Source organism: Microbulbifer mixtoriginis (SeqCode) (assembly GCF_052466765.1).
On record NZ_CP174289.1, the window covers coordinates 4,528,490 to 4,551,867 of the forward strand.

The 23,378-nt window shown below is 44.9% G+C and carries 19 protein-coding genes, 2 tRNA genes and 1 pseudogene; 16 read left to right on the plus strand and 6 right to left on the minus strand.

Annotation, left to right across the window (positions count from 1 at the left end; genetic code table 11):
• Positions 1–39: 39 nt before the first annotated feature.
• The 5 genes from ACJJIV_RS19775 to ACJJIV_RS19795 all read left to right on the plus strand — a co-directional run bounded on the left by ACJJIV_RS19775 (position 40) and on the right by ACJJIV_RS19795 (position 2,611).
• Positions 40–885 (plus strand): CPBP family intramembrane glutamic endopeptidase, encoded by an 846-nt coding sequence (locus ACJJIV_RS19775; protein ID WP_444890096.1) that lies wholly within the window; start codon positions 40–42, stop codon positions 883–885.
• A 78-nt stretch (positions 886–963) separates the two neighbouring features.
• A complete protein-coding gene (locus tag ACJJIV_RS19780) occupies positions 964–1,428 on the plus strand; it encodes a LexA family protein (RefSeq protein WP_444890097.1) in 465 nt (154 codons plus the stop codon).
• Positions 1,429–1,635: 207 nt separating this feature from the next.
• Positions 1,636–1,761 (plus strand): hypothetical protein, encoded by a 126-nt coding sequence (locus ACJJIV_RS19785; protein WP_444891734.1) that lies wholly within the window; start codon positions 1,636–1,638, stop codon positions 1,759–1,761.
• Between the two features lie 12 nt (positions 1,762–1,773).
• Complete coding sequence (locus ACJJIV_RS19790; protein WP_252082001.1) at positions 1,774–1,953, plus strand: hypothetical protein; 180 nt, start codon at positions 1,774–1,776, stop codon at positions 1,951–1,953.
• 265 nt (positions 1,954–2,218) lie between these two features.
• On the plus strand, positions 2,219–2,611 hold the full coding sequence (locus ACJJIV_RS19795) for a hypothetical protein (protein ID WP_252082000.1): 393 nt from the start codon (positions 2,219–2,221) through the stop codon (positions 2,609–2,611).
• A gap of 326 nt (positions 2,612–2,937) precedes the next feature.
• On the opposite strand, the gene ACJJIV_RS19800 is transcribed toward ACJJIV_RS19795, so the two are convergent.
• Positions 2,938–3,384: a hypothetical protein gene (locus ACJJIV_RS19800; protein ID WP_444890098.1), complete on the minus strand. Its 447-nt coding sequence runs from the start codon at positions 3,382–3,384 to the stop codon at positions 2,938–2,940.
• 1,671 nt (positions 3,385–5,055) lie between these two features.
• On the opposite strand from ACJJIV_RS19800, the gene ACJJIV_RS19805 reads away from it, so the two are divergent.
• Both ACJJIV_RS19805 and ACJJIV_RS19810 read left to right on the plus strand, forming a co-directional pair.
• On the plus strand, positions 5,056–5,886 hold the full coding sequence (locus ACJJIV_RS19805) for a glycerophosphodiester phosphodiesterase family protein (RefSeq protein ID WP_444890099.1): 831 nt from the start codon (positions 5,056–5,058) through the stop codon (positions 5,884–5,886).
• 345 nt (positions 5,887–6,231) lie between these two features.
• A complete protein-coding gene (locus ACJJIV_RS19810; RefSeq protein ID WP_444884573.1) occupies positions 6,232–6,627 on the plus strand; it encodes a universal stress protein in 396 nt (131 codons plus the stop codon).
• Positions 6,628–6,807: 180 nt separating this feature from the next.
• On the opposite strand, the gene nhaA is transcribed toward ACJJIV_RS19810, so the two are convergent.
• Positions 6,808–8,250 carry a Na+/H+ antiporter NhaA gene (nhaA, locus tag ACJJIV_RS19815; protein ID WP_444890100.1) on the minus strand — a complete coding sequence of 481 codons (1,443 nt, stop codon included), beginning with the start codon at positions 8,248–8,250 and terminating at the stop codon, positions 6,808–6,810.
• A 1,010-nt stretch (positions 8,251–9,260) separates the two neighbouring features.
• Here nhaA and cysC point away from each other — a divergent pair.
• From cysC to ACJJIV_RS19860, 9 genes are all read left to right on the plus strand, one after another.
• Positions 9,261–9,890 carry an adenylyl-sulfate kinase gene (cysC, locus tag ACJJIV_RS19820; RefSeq protein ID WP_252081996.1) on the plus strand — a complete coding sequence of 210 codons (630 nt, stop codon included), beginning with the start codon at positions 9,261–9,263 and terminating at the stop codon, positions 9,888–9,890.
• 203 nt (positions 9,891–10,093) lie between these two features.
• Positions 10,094–12,460, plus strand: coding sequence for a DUF6351 family protein (locus ACJJIV_RS19825; RefSeq protein WP_444890101.1), 2,367 nt, complete (start codon positions 10,094–10,096; stop codon positions 12,458–12,460).
• 95 nt (positions 12,461–12,555) lie between these two features.
• Positions 12,556–12,631, plus strand: a tRNA-Val gene (locus ACJJIV_RS19830).
• Positions 12,632–12,658: 27 nt separating this feature from the next.
• Positions 12,659–12,735, plus strand: a tRNA-Asp gene (locus ACJJIV_RS19835).
• 421 nt (positions 12,736–13,156) lie between these two features.
• A complete protein-coding gene (locus ACJJIV_RS19840; protein WP_444890102.1) occupies positions 13,157–14,125 on the plus strand; it encodes a 1-aminocyclopropane-1-carboxylate deaminase/D-cysteine desulfhydrase in 969 nt (322 codons plus the stop codon).
• Positions 14,126–14,318: 193 nt separating this feature from the next.
• A complete protein-coding gene (locus ACJJIV_RS19845; protein WP_444890103.1) occupies positions 14,319–15,191 on the plus strand; it encodes an NAD(+) kinase in 873 nt (290 codons plus the stop codon).
• Between the two features lie 14 nt (positions 15,192–15,205).
• On the plus strand, positions 15,206–16,624 hold the full coding sequence (locus tag ACJJIV_RS19850) for a mannose-1-phosphate guanylyltransferase/mannose-6-phosphate isomerase (RefSeq protein ID WP_444890104.1): 1,419 nt from the start codon (positions 15,206–15,208) through the stop codon (positions 16,622–16,624).
• Positions 16,625–16,688: 64 nt separating this feature from the next.
• A complete protein-coding gene (locus ACJJIV_RS19855; RefSeq protein WP_444890105.1) occupies positions 16,689–18,905 on the plus strand; it encodes an FkbM family methyltransferase in 2,217 nt (738 codons plus the stop codon).
• A gap of 93 nt (positions 18,906–18,998) precedes the next feature.
• Complete coding sequence (locus ACJJIV_RS19860; RefSeq protein WP_444890106.1) at positions 18,999–19,679, plus strand: hypothetical protein; 681 nt, start codon at positions 18,999–19,001, stop codon at positions 19,677–19,679.
• Positions 19,680–19,827: 148 nt separating this feature from the next.
• Here ACJJIV_RS19860 and ACJJIV_RS19865 read toward each other — a convergent pair whose 3' ends face one another.
• The 4 genes and pseudogenes from ACJJIV_RS19865 to ACJJIV_RS19880 form a co-directional block, all read right to left on the minus strand.
• Positions 19,828–20,034 carry an integrase core domain-containing protein gene (locus ACJJIV_RS19865; RefSeq protein WP_444890107.1) on the minus strand — a complete coding sequence of 69 codons (207 nt, stop codon included), beginning with the start codon at positions 20,032–20,034 and terminating at the stop codon, positions 19,828–19,830.
• Positions 20,035–20,049: 15 nt separating this feature from the next.
• Positions 20,050–20,670: pseudogene (locus ACJJIV_RS19870) on the minus strand (IS3 family transposase); the annotation flags it as partial.
• 24 nt (positions 20,671–20,694) lie between these two features.
• Complete coding sequence (locus tag ACJJIV_RS19875; protein ID WP_444890108.1) at positions 20,695–21,846, minus strand: IS30 family transposase; 1,152 nt, start codon at positions 21,844–21,846, stop codon at positions 20,695–20,697.
• A gap of 509 nt (positions 21,847–22,355) precedes the next feature.
• Complete coding sequence (locus ACJJIV_RS19880; protein ID WP_444890109.1) at positions 22,356–23,375, minus strand: polysaccharide pyruvyl transferase family protein; 1,020 nt, start codon at positions 23,373–23,375, stop codon at positions 22,356–22,358.
• Between the last annotated feature and the right edge of the window lie 3 nt (positions 23,376–23,378).

The following is a 23,378-nucleotide window of genomic DNA, read 5'->3' on the forward strand; positions in this document are numbered from 1 at the left end:
GCTGAGTAAGGTGTTAGCCGTTGAACACACGGAGGTATGATGAGGGATAGAAACCAAGCATTAGTCTTTATCGTCTTGGTGCTTGCAATTAGTTGGAGCTTGGAGGCGTTCATCATCGCCAGCGGGGGTGTCAGGAATTTCGGCCCGCTTTGGATAGTCGCCCTGATGTGCATCCCTGGCTGTCTTTCAATAGTGCTGAGACTCATCCTGAAATCTGGATATGAAGATGTCAGCTTTCGGATCGGAAAGGGACGCTACTACGTCTATGCAGTCGCAATTCCATTCCTATTAGTATTGCTAACGGGTCTGGTATCTGCAGCCATCGATATCCGGCAATTCTCGCTGGTGTCATTGGAGCAACTGATCCAACTCAGCCCTGTTCTTCTGTCCGTCTTAGTGCTTGGCCTGATCGGCGCATTTGGGGAAGAGCTCGGATGGCGCGGATTCCTATTGCCAAAGTTGGTAGGTGGTGGTGTTAAGAACCCCTATCTCGTCAGCGGACTTGTATGGGCGTCCTGGCATCTTCCACTCATTGCTTACGGAGGTTTCTACCAGGCAGATTATACGTTGCTCATGGCGTTGATCTATGGCCTAGGTATTATCGCCATGAGCTTTGTATTCAGCGAGCTCAGAATGCGCTCTGGATCAGTCTGGGTTGCCACCATCGCCCACGCTGCTCACAATTTCTTCTTCCAGTTCGCGGCTCCTATATTGCTTTTAACGGAACCGGGTTCGCGTTCAAAGCTTTGGGATATAGTGGCCAGCGATACTGGTTTGTGTATCGCAGTGTTCTATGCTGTTGCGTACCTCGTTTTTCGTCATGTCGTTCGACGGGGCAAGGCTTTTGATCGGTGTTTATCGCCAAAAGCCCCGATAAATCAGTAGCGGGCCTTGGCGGGGGTAAGCCACCGGGGTCAGTGCCTTTGGTGGTTAGGTTTTGTCGTTCCTACAAGGAGGTAGACCATGCCTTTGACCGCTCACGTTCAACAACTTCACCACGTTAATAATCTATGTGCCGGCCTGGAATGGGTGGTTGGTTGCCCCAATCAGAATGCGCGCACCGCCTTGCTGCAGCTGATTGGTGAGGAGGCGGCCCTCAGCCTGGATGAGCACATGCACAACAAGCCGGCGGCGACCTTTATGGCGTGGGCAAATGGGGATTCCATAATGGGGCTCGGTATCTTCGACAAGGATTTGTTGATTGTCGATCGCTTCCTAAAGCCTACCCATGGCGATGTGGTGGTGGCCCTGGATGGGCAGCTGACCTGCAAGGTGCTGGACCAGCAGCAGGAGCGGCTGCTCTCTGCGAATGATGACTACGCGCCGATCCCTATTTGGGAAGGGCAGGAATTGATTGTGGAGGGGGGTAAAGGCTTCGGTGCGTTACCACCGGCTGCGCTGAATGCTGGTATTGGTGGACTGCAGTGAGCAGATATTCCGGCCCGATCTGCGCGGGAGCCCGGTGGTGGTGCTCTCCAATAACGATGCTTTGTGGTGGCGCGCTCCAAGGAGGCGAAGCTGTTGGGCATTGGCGACTTGGAGCCTTTCTTTAAGGTTTAGCACCTGCTGCGTGCGCATGGAGTGGCTAGCTTCTCCAGCAATTACCTTCTGTATGGCGATATCTCCCACCGGATAATGACAACACTGAGGGAGTTCAGTCCCAACGTGGAAGTCTACAGCATCGACGTGATGTTTTTGGACCTGCACGGGCTGCAGGAGGACTGGCAGGACTACGGCCGCAAGATCCGCAATACCCTCTGACGTAATATCTGTATGTCCGTGGGTGTGGGTATTGCGCCCAGTAAAACCCTGGTCAAGCTCGCCAACCGCGCGGCCAAGAAAATCCCCAAGTGTGATGGTGTCTGTGCGTTGGACACGCCAAAGAAGTGGCAGTGGATGCAGCGCCGCACAGCTGTTTTTATCATATCTATTCCTTCTGAAATATCTCTGTAGAAGCCTTGTCTAATTGGTTGATTTAACATTTTTCTGTAGGCTTTAAGTCGGTAAGCCATCCGCACAGAAATGGTCAGATCTTAGCTTTGCCGTTTTGAGGGAATCTCGGAGTTGAAAGGGAATATTTTGAACTCTGTCTTGAAAAAATGCAGCTGGCAAGAAATTGTACTTTTTTGGTGTTATATCGTCTAATTTTGTCATTTTTTTGGGTGCGGTCGATTTGGGAATTATGTACACTTGGTTTTATTAGTTTTAGGGAGTGATAATGAAAAATTTAGGCTTAATTGCAACTTTAATGCTTGCTTCAGTACCAGTTTCAGCAAGTGACTCACTAGATATATGCTTAGTTACGGGGCACCCAGCATCAGATATAAAATATGAAAAGATCCAAAGAATTAAAATAGGTAAAAATTCTTATGGCAGTGTAACTGATGTTTTGCAGGTATTTGCTGATAAGGCTGATGCCTTAGGAGCTAATGCAGTAATAAATTATGTCGGCTCTCAGCGTTTCGGATTTTGGCCTTGGCGTTTTGTTCGCCCAGTGGTTAGAGGTGAAGCTGTCAAGCTATATTTTAGTAATGGTCAAACTTGCAGAGATATTGGTGGTGCAACGGTTAGAGAGGTTATTAAAACCAATAAAGAGCCTCATCACATTTAACTATACAATTGTTGTAATCTAAGTTTTGGTTATGGCTATCTTCTACTGTATCTTAGCGCAAAAGGTGTCAGTAGCCTCAGGCAATTGAGTTGTGTACTGGGTTTAATTCACTTCAGGACAATGGTTCTGAGTAGAAGTAGCCATATAGACGATGGGTTGAATCAGCAAAAAAATAGCAGTGGCTCTTTGTTTATAGGGGACAATGGTGTCCAGAGAAAATTGAATGTGCGGTAAGTATTTACATTGCCTACTTGAATCGCTAGATGGGAAGATTTCCCTTGGGAGTGACTTGAGTTTTGCTGGACTGCTCAAGCCACACCCTTTATTCACTCGGTTAGTCTTGATGCAGATACGTATTCGATAAAGATATGACCGTTAACCCTTCCTATAGGATCGTAACCGTTGCACCAGTACGAATATCCAATGTGAGGACGGTCGGGCCCATTACCTGCGGCACCTGGTGGGATGTCATCCATATCTATAATAAGAGACCAGGTGCGCTCTCGGGTACCATGCCCCACCGTTCGTGAGCATTTCCACTCAACTGGTGTATATCGACTAGTATCGCCTGAAGCCGTCATAGTTACCTCAAAGTCATCCATTGTTAGGTTTAAGCCAGTTGCAACGTTAATTCGCGCTAATGCACGTGCTCTAGCTTTGTCCTCTTTGCCTCTTGCGGCAAACCCAGTGCTTGGTGGATTGTCTTGTAAGTCTTCGTCGTGTTCTGTGAGTTGATAAGGCGGAATTTTTGTAGAACCTCTTAAAGCAACCATTCGGAAACTCCTTGATTAAATATGTGTTTTAAATGGCAGCCAGAATGCATTTTAGGCTACCTCGAGAGGGTTCGATATTTGCCCCCAAGACGAATTTAATAACTTATTAGGAGACTTCTCTATCATGCGATACTTCACAGTGTTTTCCTGATTTTCACCTGAATAAGAGGATAAAAGTTCTTAAATGTAAATTAATATTGTAGCTCCACTAATAAATGCTTCTTTATTTACCCTTTACTTCAGCAGAGCAGCAAAGCTGTTTTACAGTCTCCTTGCTCCATCGATGACATTCGGAATTGTACGATTGAGAGGGGAAAGGTTGTTGCGAATTTAAACCGTCCAGGATGACTTTCTATGAAAGAAGGAATGGGGCATATCGAGATTACTCCCACCAGCGCAATTGCTCAGAATAAGGGAAGTTATATAGGAGATTGATCGAATCAACAAAATATTCGTCCAGGAGTCGCTTCCACTTGTAGTAATACACTAAGGGATGATCAAAGGCTCGCATACTGCCTGCCTTGATCTGAGAGCAGCATAGCACCACTGGGTATTTCTTGATATTCCCGGGCCATTACCAAGGCCTTTGTCGTTAATGTGGCATCTGCTTGCTTTAAGAGGGACCATTTGACGATGCATGTGAGTATGCAAATCTATGGTGGTTGCTAGGCAACGCCAGTCTTAACCAAGCCCAGATATAGGTAATATCAACGCGCTAAATTTTGATTGGGCTTCTCTGCATTAAACTGGCGATCAAGTTCATTTGGCGTGTCTAAGTGCGCAATTATTTCCCTTCTGTATTGATGAGAGTTAGGAATACTTGCATACTAAACCTGTCTCACACACTTGCCTTCTAACTTTGAATCTCACGATTGATATCCCTGCCGATAAGGTAAGTTGACGATTTTGTGGCTTTCTCCTGAGCTATGGCTGCGTTAGAAGGGCTCCGTGACTTGGGAGCGGTGCTACATTCTAGGTAGTTCAGAGGAGTTTTTCTTTCTGCTATATTCGAAACGGTATGTCCGACATGCTTCAATCACTTTGCGGGCCAGCTCCAAGCTAATCAGTCTCTCAGCGTGTGCGATTCTTCTCGTTGAGTACCAAGAGGGCGAGCTCCCTTTTAAACCTTTTTCTCTCTTACTGGGCTGTCAGGATGGCTTTAAACTCTTAAATTTCTATTGCTCAGTTGTTAGCGCTTTATTTGCGGGTATGTCTCCATACGTTCTGTCTCATATCAAAATGTTGATAGTTTAGTGGCGCTATAATCTATTTCTGGCGGATTTCTTAGGTGTCATGTTTAATTTGATGTCTCAATTTTGGCGAATATTTTTGTCTGAAATAGTATGGCGGCATTAGAAAATAGAAACTTGTGAGCTGGTACCTATTGTTGGGAGAAGTTGTAGTTGTACTAATTTAACGAGGAGGGTTAAGGTGGGGCTGGTTTGGAGAAATTATAACGTCTATGGCAATGATGTGAGTTAGCTGGTAAGGCTTGCTGGAAAATATTTAATTGTTGTTTAACTAATTCTGCTGAATTGGTTGTAAATAAAAGCCTAGTTGAACCTTGACAATTGCCTTGAAGAGTAGCGGTTTTGTTTGGTTTTCGTGCGATGAAGATATTTTAACTATTTATTGAAAAGCTTCTCCTTTAACATGAAATGGGTTTGAAAGATGAAAATATTTATGCGTGCATTGGCTTTCTATGTTTTTTGTGTTGGATATTGTAATCAGGCATTTTCTATTGAGATTCTCGCACATAGGGGGGCATCTGGTGAATACCCTCAAAGTACAAGGCTAGCGTTTGATAAAGCATTGGAGCAAGGTGCCGATATATTAGAGTTAGATGTTCATCTGTCGAAAGACTATTTTGTCATCATTAATCATGATTCAGACCTAAAGGATAATGTTGGGATATCTGAAAAAATTGCGGATTTGACGCTGGGTGAAATTAAAAGCCTTGATGCTGGTCACGAATTCACATTAGATAATGGCAATAGCTACCCTTTTAGAGGGCAAGGACTCACTCTGTTAACTCTCAATGAATTGTTTGAGTGTTACCCGGATGGCTATTTTAATATAGAGATTAAGCCCAATGATAAGATTCTTTCTGAGACTCTTTGGCAAGTCATTGCAGATTACCGTATGGAGCAGCAAGTTACTGTTGCTAGCCAGCATAGTAAAGCCATGAAGCGCTTCCGTGAACTTAGCGGGGGTCAGGTTAGAACCAGCGCAACTATAGGTGAGCTTATCGAAGCAAGTCTTGCTTGGAGTACGGGTTTTGGCTGGGCTTTTCAGCCCAAGTTTGATGTTGCACAATTGCCATATAGTATTACGACCAAGCCCTATGTGCGCTTTTTTCAGAGAAAAGGAGTGGCTGTGGACCTTTGGACAGTGAACAATGAAGACCATATTGAGCGCAGTATATCATTGGGTGTAGATGGGATTATTGGCGATTATCCAGGCCGAATTTATCGAGCGCTTGTTGATGCTGGTGAGCGTTAACTGATCACTTTATTTTTAAAGGCTATGGAAGGTTGAAATGTAAAAAATTTTAAAGTGAATTGGATCCTTATTGTATTTTGGGTACTCTAGTGATACTTAGTTGGTTCCAAGGCGGCTTCTTTTAGCCCCAATTCCTGATGAATTAAGTACCTTCCTGATTGAATGGTTTGGATCTGGTTACAAATACAGAGATGCCGTATGAGTAGGCTGGAAATTGATGTATTTGGATTTTTGGTGGGTACTTAGGGGGGATTTCGGTGTGACAATGAATCTAGCAGTTGGAGTTTTGTGTTGATCTGCTGTTTTTAGTAGTGTTTAGTTATCATAATAAGGGGAGGGGGTTAGATGTATAAAACAATTCTTTGCGCTATAGAGGCTTCCAAAGAAGGGCGCTTTGTGCTTTCTAGGGCTGTAGAACTTTCAAGGCAGCATGAAAGTAAGTTAATCGTATTAAATGTGCTTCCCTACAGTTTTTTGCCTAAGGATTATCAGCGAGAGCTTAAAGAGGATGCTATTCCGAAGTTTGAGGAGATAGTTTCAGATTTCGGTATCTCTAAGAAAAATAGACTCCTGAAAGTAGGCAAGCCCTATGAGGTGATTTGCAAGGAAGCTGAAAAAAGAAGTGTAGATTTAATCGTGCTCGGGACTCACTCTAAGAAAGGTATAAGCTCTCTAATAGGCTCTACGGCAAATAGTATCGTAAATTATGCTCATTGTGATGTAACTTTGGTGCGAATTTAATTGACACTGAACTTATTTTTTGTTGTTAGTTGAGTTACTCGCTACCAAACCTAGCCGGTGCTGTTATCTAAGTAATTGTTATGTGAGTAAATCTTAGCCGAGTAACTATTGATTATAGTTACTCGGCTCCGGTTGTACGATTTAAAGCGGAAATTTTAGGCCTACCACAAATCTACCCTGCTACGAGACGGAATGAGGCGGCAGTCCAGAATTTGAGTTCTCAGCTTCCTTGAATTCATCCTCTTGCTCTTCAGAGATAGGTGCATTGCGTAGAACTAGGAAGCCGGCAACTCCGGCGATTACAGAAGCTAGTAGGATACCGGCTTTCGCCTGCACCAGAAGTTCGTACTGGGAGCTAAATGCCAGCTCGGCTATAAAGATAGACATAGTAAAGCCAATGCCGGCGAGTAATGCCACACCTACGATATGCTGAAAGTTCGCAGCCTTGGGTAGCTTGCCCCAGCCAAGTTTCCAGCCTATCCAAGTTGCGCCTACAATGCCAATTAGCTTGCCAACAACCAAGCCGCTAATGACACCAAGTGTTACTGGGTTGAGTACCGCTGCTGAACTACTAAAGCTATCGAAAGGGATGCCCGCATTAGCCAGTGCGAAAATTGGAATTACTATAAAGCCCACCGGGATATGTAAGCGGGTTTCCATACGCTGTAGGGGGGACTGAGCTAGATTTACACCGTTACCCAAGGCCATTACACGTGCATGGAGGGCATCGTTTGCAATGATCTTATCACCGGGGCGAAAGTATCGATCGAAACTGCGGATAATATCTTTAACAAAGGTGCTGAACGCTACGGGATCATACTTTGGCTTGGCAGGTAGTGCCATTGCCGTAATTACGCCTGCTAGAGTGGCATGAACGCCTGCCTTGTAAAGTCCGTACCAGAGCAAAATACCGGTAAAGACGTAGGCAGAGGAGCGGCGAACCCCGGCGGCATTGAGTAAGCCCATGATTGCAACTAGAAATCCGGAGGCCATTAAAGCGGTAGTGTTCACTTGCTCTGTATACCAAATAGCAATTACAAGAATTGCTCCTAGGTCATCTACAATGGCTAGGGCTACCAGAAAAGTTACCACAGCCCTTGGTACTCTGTTTCCTAGTAATGCTATACAGCCCACGGCAAAAGCGATATCAGTAGCCATAGGGATGCCCCAACCGCGTTCTGCGATGTCGCCACTGTTTAGGGAGCTATAAATCAAGGCTGGAACTACCATACCGCCAACCGCTGCCATCACGGGCAGGACTGCTTGGCGTAGATCTGAAAGTTCCCCAACTAAAAATTCACGTTTAAGTTCTAACCCTACCAAGAAAAAGAAGATGGCCATTAGGCCATCATTAATCCAATGATGTAGTGATAGAGAAAGCACCCCGTCACCAGTGCCAATGCTGACAGGCATATGGAGCAGGTGCTTGTAAGCATCCTGTAGGGGGGAGTTGGCAACAATCAGTGCAACCATTGCAGAGAACATCAGTAAGATACCACTGCTGCTTTGGCGATGGATAAATTCTTCAAAAGGTGTAACCAGGCGGCCAAAGGCCTCCTCTAGCGGTGCCTCAAAGACTTTTCCTTTACGAATTTTGAATCTATCCAGAACACTTTTTGCCATCGGCTAATTGCCTCCTTTTATAAAGCTAAGCCCCACTAAATGCAGGGCTATTTCATGCCTATTCAAACCAGAGGTTATCATGGTCATAGTGTCATTTTCTATATTTGACGTGTTTTATTGAGTAGGGTGTAACTGGGTTTAGCTTTGAAAATAGGGGGAGAGATAGGCATATCTTGTTTACGAGTAGGCACTAAGTAAGCACAAATTTATATGTATGATATTGCTTACATATGTAATTGGAGGGTGAAGCATGGCACATACTAAAAGATAATCTCCCTTTTGAATATCAGCTAATTATTAAAGAGTTTATCCCACCTTATAACTTTTTAGGGTTACTTGTTTGCTAACTCTCTGATAGGTTGTGCCATAGTCCTTATGTGGCACTTCTATATGCGGAATGCGGAATGCGGAATGCGGAATGCGGATTATATTTAAAGGCATAGTTGTATATGCTTGCATAATTTCATTAGATGAAGCAAAGCTAGAGTCATAACGTAATATTCAATTGTTTATATGTGTTATAACTGCAATATAGAGCACAGTGAGATAATGCTGCGTGATATGCTTTAATTGCTATTTGGTTAATACTGATTGTTGTTTAATGAAGCTTATTTGAAAGTGCACAGTATTGAGGCATTGAATTTATGATGCTCTCAATAGAATCATTATCAAATTTAGGTTAAATCTATTTGCTGGCCCATAACAGTCAATGGAAAAATAGTCTCTACTTCTCGATTAGGGAAAAAGGCGCTTTTTCTTAGGGTTAAATACCTCAAATTTTTCTATTTTGGGTGCCGTTGTTCTTGCTTGAGGTCAAAATTTAGAATTAAGTGACCAGAGGTGCTTATGCACATCCACCACTATATGTGGTTGAATATGCTATAAGCAAAGCCTTTACGCTAATGCTTCAAATGCCTGATAATTGGCCGTCTAGCCTCTGGAGGAGTGGTTTCCTGCGAACCTCTCACTGAAGAGAGAATAGGAATTGAATCAAAATCTTGGAGTGATCGGTGACGACAACAGTTGAACGCAAGGCGACCAATGTACATTGGCATGATGGCGATGTAACTCGTGACAACAGGGCCAGTATTCTTGGTCACAAAGGCGTGACCCTTTGGTTCACCGGCCTGTCGGGCTCCGGCAAGAGTACGGTAGCAGTAGCGGTTGAGAAGGCTTTGGCTGCGCGAGATGTCCTGAGCTATCGCTTGGATGGTGACAATATACGTTTGGGGATCAACTCAAATCTAGGCTTTTCTGCTGAAGATCGCAAAGAAAATATCCGTCGTGTAGGTGAAATTTCCAAACTGTTTGCGGACACTGGGATAGTGGTTCTCAGTAGCTTTATTAGTCCATATCGAGAAGATCGCGATATGGTTAGAAAGATGCATGAGGATGGCAATCTGCCTTATTTGGAGGTGTTTGTAGACTGTCCACTGGAGGAGGCAGAATCTCGTGACCCTAAAGGCCTTTATAAAAAGGCTCGTGCGGGTGAAATTAAGGGTTTTACTGGAATTGATGACCCTTATGAAGCGCCTATTTCCCCTGAGTTGCGTCTCAATACGGCAGAAATGACCTTGGAGCAAGAGGTGGAAGTGATTATTTCTACCCTGCAAGAGAAAGGTCTTATTGCCAAGGATTAAGCTGACTTTTTTGAGGCATACTATAAGGGAAGCCTGATGGGCTTCCTTTTTGTCTTTGCCTGATTTGTTGGGCTACTTGGTTCGATATTTCTGATACATCCTTCCTATAAGTCCTCCCCGGCGCCAACTGTCGGTTGACCTCTTTATCCCTTCATATACTCAAGCTGTATCACTTGGTGAAGTTGACAGCTGTGGAGGCGTTTATGTCGACAAGGGGAGCTTGGTTTCTCTCTGTATTTTTCTTGGCGCTGCTCGGAGTGCTGGGGGTAGTCGCTTGGATCGCGTATGCGAAATTGCCAAAAGTACATGGTAAAGCAGATGCTCCAGTAATAGGGGTGCCGGCTGGCGCTCTTGATTATGCTTCTACTCCGGCTTATGCGGGGCCTCACCCTAGAATGATGTCACGTCCGCCTGAGTATTTCCCATTCCCTATCTCAATTGGTGAGGTTGGGCCAGTAGAAACGTTATTTACTGGCCCCTCAAAGTACCCCTTCTTTTGTGGTCGTAATGCGATCACCGATAAGCAGCCACTGGTTGATAACCAAGCTAAGGAGGGAGTCCCAGTTTTTGCTTTAGGTCCAGATGGGAAGAAAACCAAAGAGGTGATTGGTTATAGCCGAGACTGTAGCCATGCAACGGAGGTAACGTACTTCTATAGGAGTACAACGGATGGAAGTTTTTATTACCTGCATGAAGCACGTAACGATATTGATAAGGTAACAGTAAATGGTCGCCAAGTAGATTTTATTGTCCGTGTCGAAACAGGCACGATTAACCGGCATCATTATGCTATTGCAGCTCTACGAGGAGACGGCGAAACTGCCGAAAAACCAAATGCCAGCAATTGGAACCGGCGTCTGATCTATCAGTTTCGTGGGGGAGTAGGTATAGGTTGGCGCCAAGGTAATTTGAGCAAAGGAGATGTGACAACTCGGCGAATGGACCAGTTGGCTCGAGGGTATGCCATCGTTTATTCGACGGCGAATCAAACCAGAAATCACTATAACTTATGGTTGGCAGAGGATACGGCACGGCGCCTAAAAAAACAGTTCCAAGCACTCTATGGTGAGCCCATGTATACGGTTGGTATCGGTGGCTCGGGAGGTGCTATTCAGCAGTACATCTTGGCGCAAAATGCACCGGGGCTACTGGATGCGGCGATACCACTTTACTCCTATCCAGATATGGTAACCCAGACTATCTATGCCTTTGACTGTGAGCCTTTAGAGTATTTTTTCGATGTCCTGGATACTAACAACCCCCGCTGGCAGGATGTTGAGGAGCGTCAACGGATACAGGGGTTGGCTGCGAACCCTGAGGCGGATAGCCGCTTCAAGCTGATTACTTTAGCCGCTGGTTTGTTTGATGGCCGTTATAGGGGACGACCAAGCGGCGCAACTGAATGTGTAGAAGGTTGGCGTGGTTTGGTGCCACTGGTAAATAACCCAAATTTTGTACACTTCTTTAAAAGTTTTTCCGGTGATTTGCCGGATAGAGTGCATTGGACACATTGGGAAAATCTTCGCCAGTTCTATGGTGCTGCTGAAAATGGCTATGCGAATACAACCTGGGATAACGAAGGGGTTCAGTATGGGTTGAAAGCGTTGGTTGATGGAGAGATAAGCATCGATAATTTCTTAAAAATCAATGCTGCAATAGGTGGGTGGAAAGCCCCGCAGGATCAGTCGCAAGAAAAGCTCTGGTTTCTCAATGGTGGGCTTTTTCCTGTGCGCCTTTCCGTATGGAGTGAGCAAAATTTAAACATGGGGACTCTGGCGAGCCCAGCTAAGCGTAGCCGCGCGGATATGGAGGCAATCAAGGGGATTTATAGGTCTGGTCATGTTTTCCTTGGGGATGTAGAAATTCCGATAATTGATATGCGCCACTATCTGGACGAAGAACCAGATATGCATCACAGCTCGGCTTCTTTTTCGACTCGAGAGCGTATCCGGAGGGCCCGTGGCCACGCTGACAATCAACTGATCTGGATGAGCCACAAAGACTACAACCCATTGGATGATGCACTTGATTTGGTCGACCGGTGGATGCAAAACATCATTAATGACCCTGCTAAAGGTGTAGTTGGTAATCGACCTGAGGATGCCAGTGACCAATGCTTTGATAGCGAAGGTAATGTACTAGCATCAGGATCTGATGTTTGGAATGGAGACTGGAACCGCCAGTCGAAAGGGAAATGTATGCGGGAATACCCTGCCCACAGCACCTCAAGGCAGGTAGCCGGAGCACCAGTGACTGATGACATCTTTAAGTGCGCGCTTCAGCCGGTGGAGAGGGCTCTTGCAAAAGGCATCTATGGCTCTCATACGGAAGAGATATCAGGTCGTCTCGATGACTTACGACGCATCTTCCCAACAGGGGTATGCAACTACAATGAACAGGATTTGGCCCGTCCAAGAGAGCAGTTGATTCCTAAAGGGGTCCCAGTGCGAATCGCGGGTCATTTAATTGACCCAGACTATCGACAGGGCAAGCTATTGCAGGAGGCAAGTGTTGGGGAGGAGGAGATGCAGCCGGTGTCTGTACCTTCGGAAAGCATGCCCGATGAATAATAGTGGGACTTGGCGCGAAAATTATTGACAGGAAATTATATTCCAGTAATATGCGCCTCGCTCAAGGGGCAAGGCCCTTTAAGAAGATGAGCCGCGGGTGGTTAGCTCAGTTGGGAGAGCGACGGCCTTACAAGCCGTAGGTCACAGGTTCGACCCCTGTACCACCCACCAACTTCCTAAATGGAAGTTTACTACCGAGGACCGGTAGTTCAGTTGGTTAGAATGCCGGCCTGTCACGCCGGAGGTCGCGGGTTCGAGTCCCGTCCGGTCCGCCAGATACGATAAAAGGCCCGTACATACGTACGGGCCTTTTTTATTTGTGTGTAGGCGAAGTGGTATTAGGTCTGAAAAGCTCTGGAACTGCGCCTTGCTTGGCCCCTTCAAGCTATTTGAGGTGAGTGGCACAACTCTTTTTTCTTGTGCTCAAGCTTGTGGTATTTGGCGGGAACGAAGGAGCTTGCAGCAGTTATATTACCCCTGCGCTAGGGGCTCTTCACCTTGTACATATGATCTCTGGTTAAGTGCCGAGCGCTAACCTAATACGGAGGGCGTTAGACTGCTGGCCCTGGATGGGTTGGGATCCACACTTTGCTCGTGAACTTTTTTTGAGGGGGGGATTGTGTCTTTATCGATAAAGGGCTGCTTTTATGGAGTAAACCCTGTCAAACTGCCTCTTTTTAAAGGGGTTGGAGATACGTGACAGTTTCCTACCTGACCACTCTTGATCTGGATGCTTTCACTAAGGCTGCGCGCGCGATTCCTTACCAAAAGGTCCGAAGTAATCTTTTTCCGGGGGTTGAGGTTTGGATTCGTCGTGATGACCTGCTGGACCCACTTATTTCAGGTAATAAAGCGTATAAGCTCATTTTTAACTTGATTAAAGCGAGGGAGCTGGGTGTCGAGACGCTAATCACTTGTGGTGGAGCATGGTCAAATCACTTGCATGCCACTGCTGCTGCTGGAGCGCGGTTTTGCTTTCGCACAATTGGTATTGTTCGAGGTGAGCGCCCACCGGTGCTTAGTGCCATGCTTCAAGATGCCGAGCGCCTCGGTATGAAATTTATATTCGTGTCCCGTGAATTATACAGGCAGCGCAGCCAGTCAGACTTTCTCAATCGCGTTGGTGTTGGCTCTGCTATTGGGGCCTATTTGCCGGAAGGTGGGGCAAATCTTGCCGGGGTAAGAGGAGTTCATTTACTGGGGGAAATTATTGAAGGAACTGTCCCCATCAACTTTGACCAGCTTTGGGTGGCCTGTGGAACTGGACTAACACTGGGCGGCTTAAACTCTTCCATAAGTAGCTTTCCTGTACATGGTGTTGAGGTGCTAAAAGCGGGAGGCTCTGTTCGTCGAGCTGCCTGGCATTGGTTTGCGACGTTATCACAATATAATACATCAGGTCTCAAAAAGAAAAACGCAGGTGAGGTTGAGCTGACTGATGAGTTCCATTGTGGAGGATATGGTAAATACCCCATTCGACTACAGGAGTTTCACCGGGCTTTTGAGATGCAAGCTGGCATCCCTCTAGACCCTATTTATACTGCCAAGCTGCTGTATGCGATTTCGCAGAAAGCTAACGAGGGTCATTTCAGCTGTGGCACCAAGATTTTGGCGCTCCACTCCGGCGGACTACAGGGTCGGCGTGGATTTCAACTAGGCTGCTAGACTAAAAATTCCCTTCTTCGTATGGTAATTTCTCCTACCCCGGGTGTGTTTGTTCGACTCTAAACGCAAGCTAAGGCATAATCTCCTGTCACTTTTTGAGAAGCTTTTCCCGCCGTCGTGTAGTACCAGCTTCGATGTCTGAAAGGTAAAGTATCAATCGCAAGGCCCAGGCTCGGGCACCTGAGAGGGAGCGGTGTCGGAATTTCAAAATATCGGTCTGATCGGCCGCACAGGAAGTGATAGTGCTGTGCTTTCACTCAAACGCCTTATGGTATTTCTCGAGCGGGAAGGTTACACCGTTGTATTGGAGAAGGAGACTGCTGCGGCAGTGTCCGCCCCCAACGCGCGGGTCTCTTCAAAAGAAAAGCTAGGTGAATTCTGTGATTTAGTCATTGTCGTCGGTGGTGATGGTAGCCTACTCGCCGCCGCCCGTGCCTTGGCAAAATTCAGTGTGCCGCTGCTTGGCATTAACCGTGGCCGGCTGGGTTTTCTTACCGATATCACTCCAGATCAAATTGAACAAAAAGTAGGTGAGGTACTTGCTGGCAAATATATGGCCGAGAGTCGCTTTTTGCTAGATATGTCGGTGACCAGAAGTGGCAAGCCTATTGGCAAAGGGTCCGCACTAAATGATGTGGTTCTGCACCCAGGCGAATTTATCCGCATGATTGAATTCAAACTCTACATAGATGGTCAATTCGTTTATACCCAGCGCTCTGATGGGCTTATTGTTTCGACACCAACAGGCTCCACCGCCTACGCTCTATCTGGTGGGGGCCCAATCATGCATCCGAAACTGGATGCCATTGTCTTGGTGCCGTTGAATCCGCATACGCTGAGTAGTCGTCCAATTATTGTCGAGGGCAGCAGCGAATTCAAAATCATCGTAGGTGAACACAATATTGCTAATCCGTATGTGACTTGCGACGGCCACGACCAAGTGATTACGGAGCCAGGAGATGTAGTCCGGATTCATAAAAAGCCACATCGATTGACTCTTATTCACCCCATTGGTCATAACTTTTATGAAACCTGTCGATCAAAGTTGAATTGGCAAATTAATTAATAGCGAGGAAGTAGATGGAAAAGCGAACCATAACACCTGTAATTTTATGTGGTGGTTCGGGCACTCGTTTGTGGCCTAAATCTCGGCGTATGCTGCCTAAGCAGCTGCTAAGCCTTACCGGAGAGCAAACGATGCTGCAGCAGACCCTGGAGCGGGTACGTTGCTATTCGAAGCCTATCGTGGTCTGTAATGAAGATCATCGGTTCATGGTAGCGCAACAGGCTCGAGAAATAGGATTCGATGATCTTACAATCATTATTGAGCCGATAGGGCGCAATACGGCTCCAGCAATAGCCTTTGCCGCCCTTGCTGCAATTCAGAATAAAGGAGATACCAATTTATTGGTGCTGCCTGCCGATCATCTGCTAGATGATGTCGAGCAATTTTACAAGGCTGTGGACAAAGGGCTGCAGACTAGTACAGAGGGAGGCTTGGTCACCTTTGGTATCGTCCCAACTGCGCCGGAAACCGGTTATGGTTATATCCAGATGGCCAGGGAGGACGCAGGGGGAGTTAGGCGAATTGCACGATTCGTGGAAAAACCGGATTTAGAAACGGCTCAGAACTACCTAGATGGTGGCAGTTACTACTGGAATGCCGGTATGTTCCTGTTTAGAGCCAAGGCTTTCATGAGTGAGCTTGCAAGCTATGCACCTGTAATCGCAGAGGCCTCCGAAAGTACCGTCAAAAATGCGGTGGTGGAAAGTGATTTTGTACGACTGCAGAAAAAGGATGTGGAGATAATCCCGGAGGACAGCATCGACTATGCGGTAATGGAGAAGACAACTGTTGGCTATGTGATTCCGCTGGATTGTGGCTGGTCTGATGTGGGCTCTTGGTCTTCGCTCTGGGAGGCTCTCGACAAGGACGAGCAAGGCAATGTCGCCCTAGGTGATGTAATTATGGAGGATTGTAAAAACTCCTTGGTTTTCGGCGAAGACCATTTGGTCGCCGCTGTTGGCATAGATGATCTCGTTGTTGTTGATACTAAGAATGCTACTTTGGTAGCTCCCAAAAGTCGCGCTCAAGAAGTAAAAGCGATAGTAAGTAAACTAAAAACAGATGGACGGGATGAGCATGAGCTACACAGGGAAGTTGTCCGTCCTTGGGGTAAATATGATTCGATTGGAAGCGGTCCTCGATTCCAGGTGAAACGAATTACTGTAAATCCGGGAGCAAGCCTTTCCCTTCAGATGCATCATCATCGTGCAGAGCACTGGGTCGTCGTTTCTGGCACAGCCATTGTTGAGCGAGACGGCGAAGAAATCATGTTGTCCGAAAATGAAAGTGTGTATATTCCGATCGGTACAAAGCACCGTTTGACGAATCCTGGGTTGCTGCCTTTAGAGCTGATTGAAGTTCAAAGCGGTAGTTATCTAGGTGAAGATGATATAGTTCGATTCGAAGATATCTATGGTAGATCTAAGAAATGACAGCTGTTAAATATAGGGTTGAGATTGTCTGAACGTTATATGGAAAAATTTTAAGGTTGGTATTATGCAGTTTGTCTCACACGCCCAGAATTTTGAAGATGTTATGTTAAGGCGTGCATTGAAGGGTGTTGATAAGGGATTTTATATTGATATTGGGGCAGGCTGGCCTGATGAGCACTCTGTTACAAAAACTTTTTATGACATCGGGTGGCGAGGTATTAATATTGAACCAAATCCATATTTTTATCGTAGGCTGTTAAAGGATCGAGCGTTTGATGTAAATTTACAGGTGGCTATTGGAGATTTACCTGGCGTTCATCCTTTCTATTGTATTAAAGATACTGGGTTATCTACTCTTGATTTTGAGATTGCTAATAGGCATCGATCCTCTGGCTGGGAAGCTGAGGAATTGAATGTTTCTGTTCGAACTTTAAATGATATTTGGGAGTGTGAAATTCCAAAGTCAGTCTCGAATGTACATTTTTTGAAAGTTGATGCTGAAGGCTTTGAAAAGAAAATTATATCAAGCAATGACTGGAGTCTGAATAGACCTTGGATTATTCTTGTTGAGTCTACTTTACCTCTTTCCCAGGAAGAGTCCTACAGAGAATGGGAAGGGGAGTTGTTAGGTAGTAGATATATTTTTTGCTATCAGGATGGCTTAAATAGATTCTATCTTGCAGAGGAAAAAATTGAACTGGTTAGGTTTTTTCAATCTCCGCCTAATGTGTTTGATGGGTTTAAGTTGGCAGGTTGCTTTTTTGCAGAAGAGCAGGCAAGAAAATTAAATGATGAGGTTGAATTGCTCAATCGTAAGTTCGCTAAGATGTCTAGTGATTTGGAAAAGGAAGAGTTTAAATATTCCTTATTGCAGGCTGAAGCGTTTGAATTAAGTAGGCAAAACTCGACCCTTATCGGAAAGTTACATTGCGCAGAGAAGCGTGTTGGTGAAGTAGGAGTTTTGTCCGAGTTTAGGTTGAAGAAAATTAGAGAGCTGAAAAGCCAGTTAGCGGCCAACTCAAATGAGATTGATCGTATGGTGGGCAGTTTTTCTTGGGCAGTGACCAAACCACTTAGAGTACTCAATCCGAAGTATCCAGCTTTAAGATTTATCAAGTTTTGTATTTGGCAGGCCGCTAAGTATAAGTTTTTAGTTTTTTTGGGTAAAAAGATTCTGCCAGAAAATTCTAAGTTAAGAGTTAGGGTGGGCGATTATTTGGCGGCAAGGTCACAATTGAGCCATTTATCACTCATATCTAAAAAAGATAAATCGGTTGATAGTCTCGGTTCATTTTCTTATTTGTTTTTTGAGCAATTCGTTATTGCATTTTCTAAAGATGCTCTCAAAGATAGGCGCGGGATAGGTCGTGTTTCTAATGAGCTCTATCGTAGATTGGAGCTGAGAGCGGTTAAGGTAAGTGATTCAGCTGATTTTCATGCCTCTACCTCTAAGGGTATAGTATATTTTTACTCGTCAATTCATTGGTGCCCAAATCCATTGCCTGCTTGTTCTGTAGTAATGGTGCATGATGTAATTCCCCTATTGTTCCCTGAAAAATTCCCTGAGGCATCGGTGCAGTGGGCGAGCGTCTTCAAGGGGGTCGCTCAGCAGGCCGCCCGAATACTTACGATTAGTAAGTCTAGTGCTTCAGATATATGTTCCCATCTTGAGGTGCCTAGTGAGAATATTAAAGTTATCTATAACGGTATATCTAAGTTGCCTTTGCCGGAGGGTAGCGGTGTAAGCCATATTGAGGGAGCTTATTTTGTTTTCTTTGGTTCTCACGACCATCATAAAAATGTGGATGTGCTGTTTAGAGCTTTTTCAGATTCTCGTCTTTCATCTAGTCGACTGGTGATGATTGGTGACAATGCAAAAAGTCGGGAAGACGCTATTCGATTGGGGATAGACGATCGAGTCTCTTTCGTTGGAAGAATACCTGATAATGAAGTTGCTGAAGTGATTTCTGGTGCGACGGCATTACTATTTCCAAGTCTCTACGAAGGTTTCGGTCTGCCACCTTTTGAGGCTGCTTTGCTTGGTGTGCCATCTATTTGTAGTCGTCGGCCAGCGATGACGGAGTTACTGGTTGATGCAGCTCTTTTTGTTGATCCCCATAATGAAGAAGAGTGGGTGGAGGCAATTATTACGCTTTCAAAAGAGGCTGAGGTTCGTGATGCGCTAGCAGAAAAGGCTCTTGATATTGCTACAAGTTATACTTGGGAGCGAGCAGTTGATAATTTGTTGTGCAATGTTTCAAGTGTTGCTAGCGAGGAGTAATGGTGGTAAAAACGTATTCAGGCAACCTTTCTTTTGTTTGCTTGACAAAGGCTGCCTTGAAAAAGCTACTCTCGGTTGTGCTGGTGAACCCCTGTGCTATTTTCATCTGATAAGAAATTTATTTTCATAGCAAACTTAAAGACAGCATCTACTTCAATTGAAGAAATGCTTGTCCCCTATAGCCAGATATCTTTTCTCGCAACTAGCTGCGGGAAGCATATGTCTGCAGAGCAAGCTCGCTCAATTGTGAATTCATTTGCTGCTTCTGTTCGGTACGAAGACTGTTTTAGCTTTGGAGTTATGCGTGACCCTTTGACTTATGCCTTGAGTGTTTATAACTCTCACTCAAAGAAAGCGTTTATTGGTAAGCCATCATACACGGGCAGCATCTCATTTGATGAATTTTTACGCTCCTGGGTTTTAGAGAAACCTAGTTGGCAAATGCGCCCTCAATTTAGGAGGTTTGTGGATTCAGCAAGTGAAAAGCCAATGGTTAATTATGTGGTTCCCTTTGAGTCATTAGAGCGAGGTCTATCCTTTGCTTTTGATCGCCTTGAGCTGAATTGCGTACACAATAACTCTGCCTCCACCATCCCTCGATTACTCAAATCTTTTGTTGCGTCAAGGGGTAGGATCAACCGGTTAAAGCGTTTAAATAAGAGCCCTCAAAAATTAATGGCTCCAAAAGTAAGCGATTGGGCAAGGGATTTTATTTGGAGGGAGTTTTCTGAGGATTATGCTTTTTATAAATCATATGTAGGTAAACTTTTGTGAAAGTATACAGCGCTCTACCACAAGCAGAAACTATCAGTGCCATTGAAGCATTACTACCTTGGAATATGAGGTCAGCTGGGCTATCAAGGAAAAACGGTTAAATTTAGGGGGGTAAGATTGTTGTGGTCAACTCCAACCGGACACTTCTTTAAGCACATTTCTCAAATTCGATAGGGGCTACATCCCCCAGTGATGTATGTATTCTGCGTGAGTTGTAATAAGCGATATAGACTCTTACATCTGCTATCGCATCCTCTCTTGTCGGATAGAGATTTCCCGTTAACCATTCCCGCTTCAGGCTGCTGAAGAAACGTTCAGTTGGTGCGTTGTCCCAACAATTTCCCTTACGGCTCATTGAACATAACAGCGCTTAGTAGGTATGACTGGCATACTGGCTGCCTCGATCTGAATGGTGCAGGAGACCTTTTGGTGGCGCACCCAAGTTGACAGCCATCATCAGCGGCCGATTTGTCAAGGCCGTTTCCATCTGGTGGTCTAGATGCCAACCAACAATTCGGCACGAATAAAGATCAATCACTACTGCCAAGTACAACCACCCCTGCAAAGTCCAGATGTACGTAATATCAGTAGTCCAAACTTGGTTTTTAGTACTCGGTGAAAAATCCCTATTCAAAAGATTCTCAGCGACCGGCAGTTGATGTTTACTATCTGTTGTCGGTGTAAATCGCTTCTTGCGCTTTACTGCCAAAACTAGCTTTTTCATCAGCTTTCGGACGCGATAGCGTCCAACTTCAAAGCCTTCTTTGCGTAACAGTTTCATTAATCGATGACTTCCGAGACTCTGTCGAGATTCTGCAAATAAAATCTTTAAGCGATGGCATAGTTGCCATATTTGGCTATCAATTGACCTATCACTACGGCAGCACCAATCGTAGTAGCTACTCTTATTTACCTGCATTACACGGCAAAGTACCCTAACTGGAAAGCTGCCTTTCTGCTTTTTAATGAAGCTGTACTTTATTTCATTTCTTTCGCAAAGAAGGCACTTGTAGGTTCAACCTGTCAAGGCAACACCCTGTTTAATAACCTGCTTTGGTGTCGCAAAGTTCAGTGTTTTTCCTGGCCTGCTATTAAGCTCGTTAGTAACTTGATTGAGTTTCCTCTGAGTATGCTGCGCCAAGCATGTCTTTTTTGGAAAGTACTGACGGATTAAGCTGTTGGTATTCTCATTCATTCCCCTTTGCCAGGGGCTCTGAGGATCGCAGAAGAAGACAGGAACACCTGTCTTTTCTGTAAATTCAGCGTGCTTCGCCAGCTCCATTCCTTGGTTCCACGTCAGTGATTGGCAAAGCTCTTTTGGCAGTTTTTTAAACTTAGCAGCAAGCGCCTGGTTCACAGAAGTCGCATCTTTCCCTTTCAACTTAAGAATGATCGTATACCGCGATTTTCGATCAACAAGCGTGGCAATATGAGTGTTGTTTGAACCTGACACTAAGCCACCCTCCCAATGACCTAAAACACATCGTTCTTGTATCTCCTGAGGACGCTCCCTTATCAATGTACCGTTGACGATGTTGATAGTACCGCGCTCACCTTTACGTGAATGTTGTTTGCTGTGACGAAGACTGTGAGACCGACGCAAATGCTTTACTAGCTTATGATGAAGTGCTGAACGCACACGGTAGTAAAGTGTTTTATAGATAGTCTCTGCTGATATCTTCATTGATTCATCAGCCTGATATGTCTTCCGTAACCAACCCGATATCTGCTCTGGTGACCAGTTCAACTCTAATTTTTCCAAAACAAGCTTCTTTAGCCTCGGGTTTTGCTCCAGCAAATACGGCTTGGGACGCCTTGCCATCCGTTTTGCACGGTTGTTTGCGTCTACTGCTTTAAAGTATCGTCGCCCGCGACCTCTCTGAATCTCACGCGAGATTGTGGATAGATTCCGATTCAAGGAGCGAGCGATTGCTCGAATACTGTGTTTTGCAGAAAGACCTGCACGTATTTCCTCGCGTTCGGCTAATGTGAGGTGTTGAGGAGAAGGCTTTCTGGGTATTGGTTTAATTCCGCCAGTACCTCTCAAAACAGTAAAAATGGTTCCTTGCTTAGAGTCTATGGCATTGGCAATTTCACTAAAGCCAATGCCCTTTTTCCAAGCGTCGAAAATCCACTCTTTTTCTTCTGCTGTAAATATGCGCTTCATTCAATGATCCCACGATAGGCCATATTCCTACAGGGGTGTTGCACTGATCAATTGAATCTACACTGGCTTTTTTTAGGATCTCCTTCTCCATACGTAACTGCTTTACCTCACATCGCAGTCGGTCTAACTCAGCTCGCTCATCGGTGCCTGGTCTCACACCGCTTTCTTCCTGCTTCAGATCCTTTATCCAGCGTCGTAGATTTATTGGTGGTGGTTCCAACAGCTTCAGCTGCCTTAGAAATCGAATACCCTTGCTCGGAGACTAGGGCTACTGCGTCTTTTTTGAGCTCCGGCTTGAAATGCCGACGTGTACTTTTTGTTGTTATACTTCACCTCGCTTGGAAGTTTTACCATCTTAGCGAAGTGTCCGGAAGGATTAGACCACTACAGATTGATCGCTTACCTTCAATTGGTGTTATGGCTTAGCCAGTTACTTCGCAAAAAATGATTTAAAAGGTAGTTTAGAGGGTCATCAAGCTGGATCACCCTCTGAGTGGTTAAGCAATGACTCAAAATACTAAAATTTTCTCAAGTTCAGACAGACTAATAGGATTAAGATTTGGCTTGCCTAATGGAAATGAAGCGACAAAGTCGTCCTTTTGAAATTCTTTTTTCTCCCATGTCTCATCAATATAGTCTATAAGATCTTCCCAGTCTGTTGGGCCGCTAGTTCGATCTTTTGCGTACGCTGGTATCCTTTCAATATTTAGGCCTGAATATAAGTCTCTAAAGCGATGATCAATTATTGAAGATTCTTCAAAAATAGAAAGTACCTTTCTTCCGCCGCTATATGTTGGAAAATATATGCAAGGAATTTCGTAAGCTTCAGGGATAACAATACCATGTAAGCTGGTTGTAGCTATTCGCTTGCAACTTAATATCTCATTAGTTTTTTCTATAATTCCCTCTGCGCTTGCGGGTATCACGGTGTTTATGATTTTTATTTTGTTCTTGAGATGTTCCGGAATTTGGTATCGGCTAAACTCTCTGATCGGATTTGCTGTAGGTTTATAGGAGTCTATCTCAGTTAAGTGTATAATAACCCCTAATTCATATTTCTTTTCAATTGTGTTAGGCAGTAAATTTGGCAAAAGCCAAACAGGGTCGCCATATATGTCTGGACATTTTACTCCGCCAGATTGTAATAATTTCTGACTCATGCGCCCCCTAAGTGAATGGACTATAATTTTTGTGGATTTTGGTACAGCATATCCCGTTTGCTTCTTTGTTAAGGGGTTGTAGCTTTTGTCAAAGCCAGTACCCCAAAAGTGAGCGGTACCAGAGTGAATGTTATGTCCAATTGTGCCCGTGGATACCAGTCTGGTAGATGGTTTGTCAAATGCTCGTAGTTTACATTTTTTTCTACTTAGAGCAGATACAATGAGGGGGCTTAAGGCGTCACCATAGTTTGATACATCCAATGGGGTGCTAGATCTTGCCCATGAAAGCTTGATTTCCCCATCTTCAATAAGTCTATTGTTTAAGTATGAATTTATTTTTTTCTTGGCAAAATTTCTAAATTTTTTCAATCT

Excerpts from the sequence above, each read along its gene's own strand:
- ACJJIV_RS19775 (WP_444890096.1), top strand. The coding sequence starts at position 40 with ATGAGGGATAGAAACCAAGCATTAGTCTTTATCGTCTTGGTGCTTGCA.
- ACJJIV_RS19780 (WP_444890097.1), top strand. The coding sequence starts at position 964 with ATGCCTTTGACCGCTCACGTTCAACAACTTCACCACGTTAATAATCTA.
- ACJJIV_RS19785 (WP_444891734.1), top strand. The coding sequence starts at position 1,636 with ATGACAACACTGAGGGAGTTCAGTCCCAACGTGGAAGTCTACAGCATC.
- ACJJIV_RS19790 (WP_252082001.1), top strand. The coding sequence starts at position 1,774 with ATGTCCGTGGGTGTGGGTATTGCGCCCAGTAAAACCCTGGTCAAGCTC.
- ACJJIV_RS19795 (WP_252082000.1), top strand. The coding sequence starts at position 2,219 with ATGAAAAATTTAGGCTTAATTGCAACTTTAATGCTTGCTTCAGTACCA.
- ACJJIV_RS19800 (WP_444890098.1), bottom strand. The coding sequence starts at position 3,384 with ATGGTTGCTTTAAGAGGTTCTACAAAAATTCCGCCTTATCAACTCACA.
- ACJJIV_RS19805 (WP_444890099.1), top strand. The coding sequence starts at position 5,056 with ATGAAAATATTTATGCGTGCATTGGCTTTCTATGTTTTTTGTGTTGGA.
- ACJJIV_RS19810 (WP_444884573.1), top strand. The coding sequence starts at position 6,232 with ATGTATAAAACAATTCTTTGCGCTATAGAGGCTTCCAAAGAAGGGCGC.
- nhaA (WP_444890100.1), bottom strand. The coding sequence starts at position 8,250 with ATGGCAAAAAGTGTTCTGGATAGATTCAAAATTCGTAAAGGAAAAGTC.
- ACJJIV_RS19825 (WP_444890101.1), top strand. The coding sequence starts at position 10,094 with ATGTCGACAAGGGGAGCTTGGTTTCTCTCTGTATTTTTCTTGGCGCTG.
- ACJJIV_RS19850 (WP_444890104.1), top strand. The coding sequence starts at position 15,206 with ATGGAAAAGCGAACCATAACACCTGTAATTTTATGTGGTGGTTCGGGC.
- ACJJIV_RS19855 (WP_444890105.1), top strand. The coding sequence starts at position 16,689 with ATGCAGTTTGTCTCACACGCCCAGAATTTTGAAGATGTTATGTTAAGG.
- ACJJIV_RS19865 (WP_444890107.1), bottom strand. The coding sequence starts at position 20,034 with ATGAGCCGTAAGGGAAATTGTTGGGACAACGCACCAACTGAACGTTTC.
- ACJJIV_RS19875 (WP_444890108.1), bottom strand. The coding sequence starts at position 21,846 with ATGAAGCGCATATTTACAGCAGAAGAAAAAGAGTGGATTTTCGACGCT.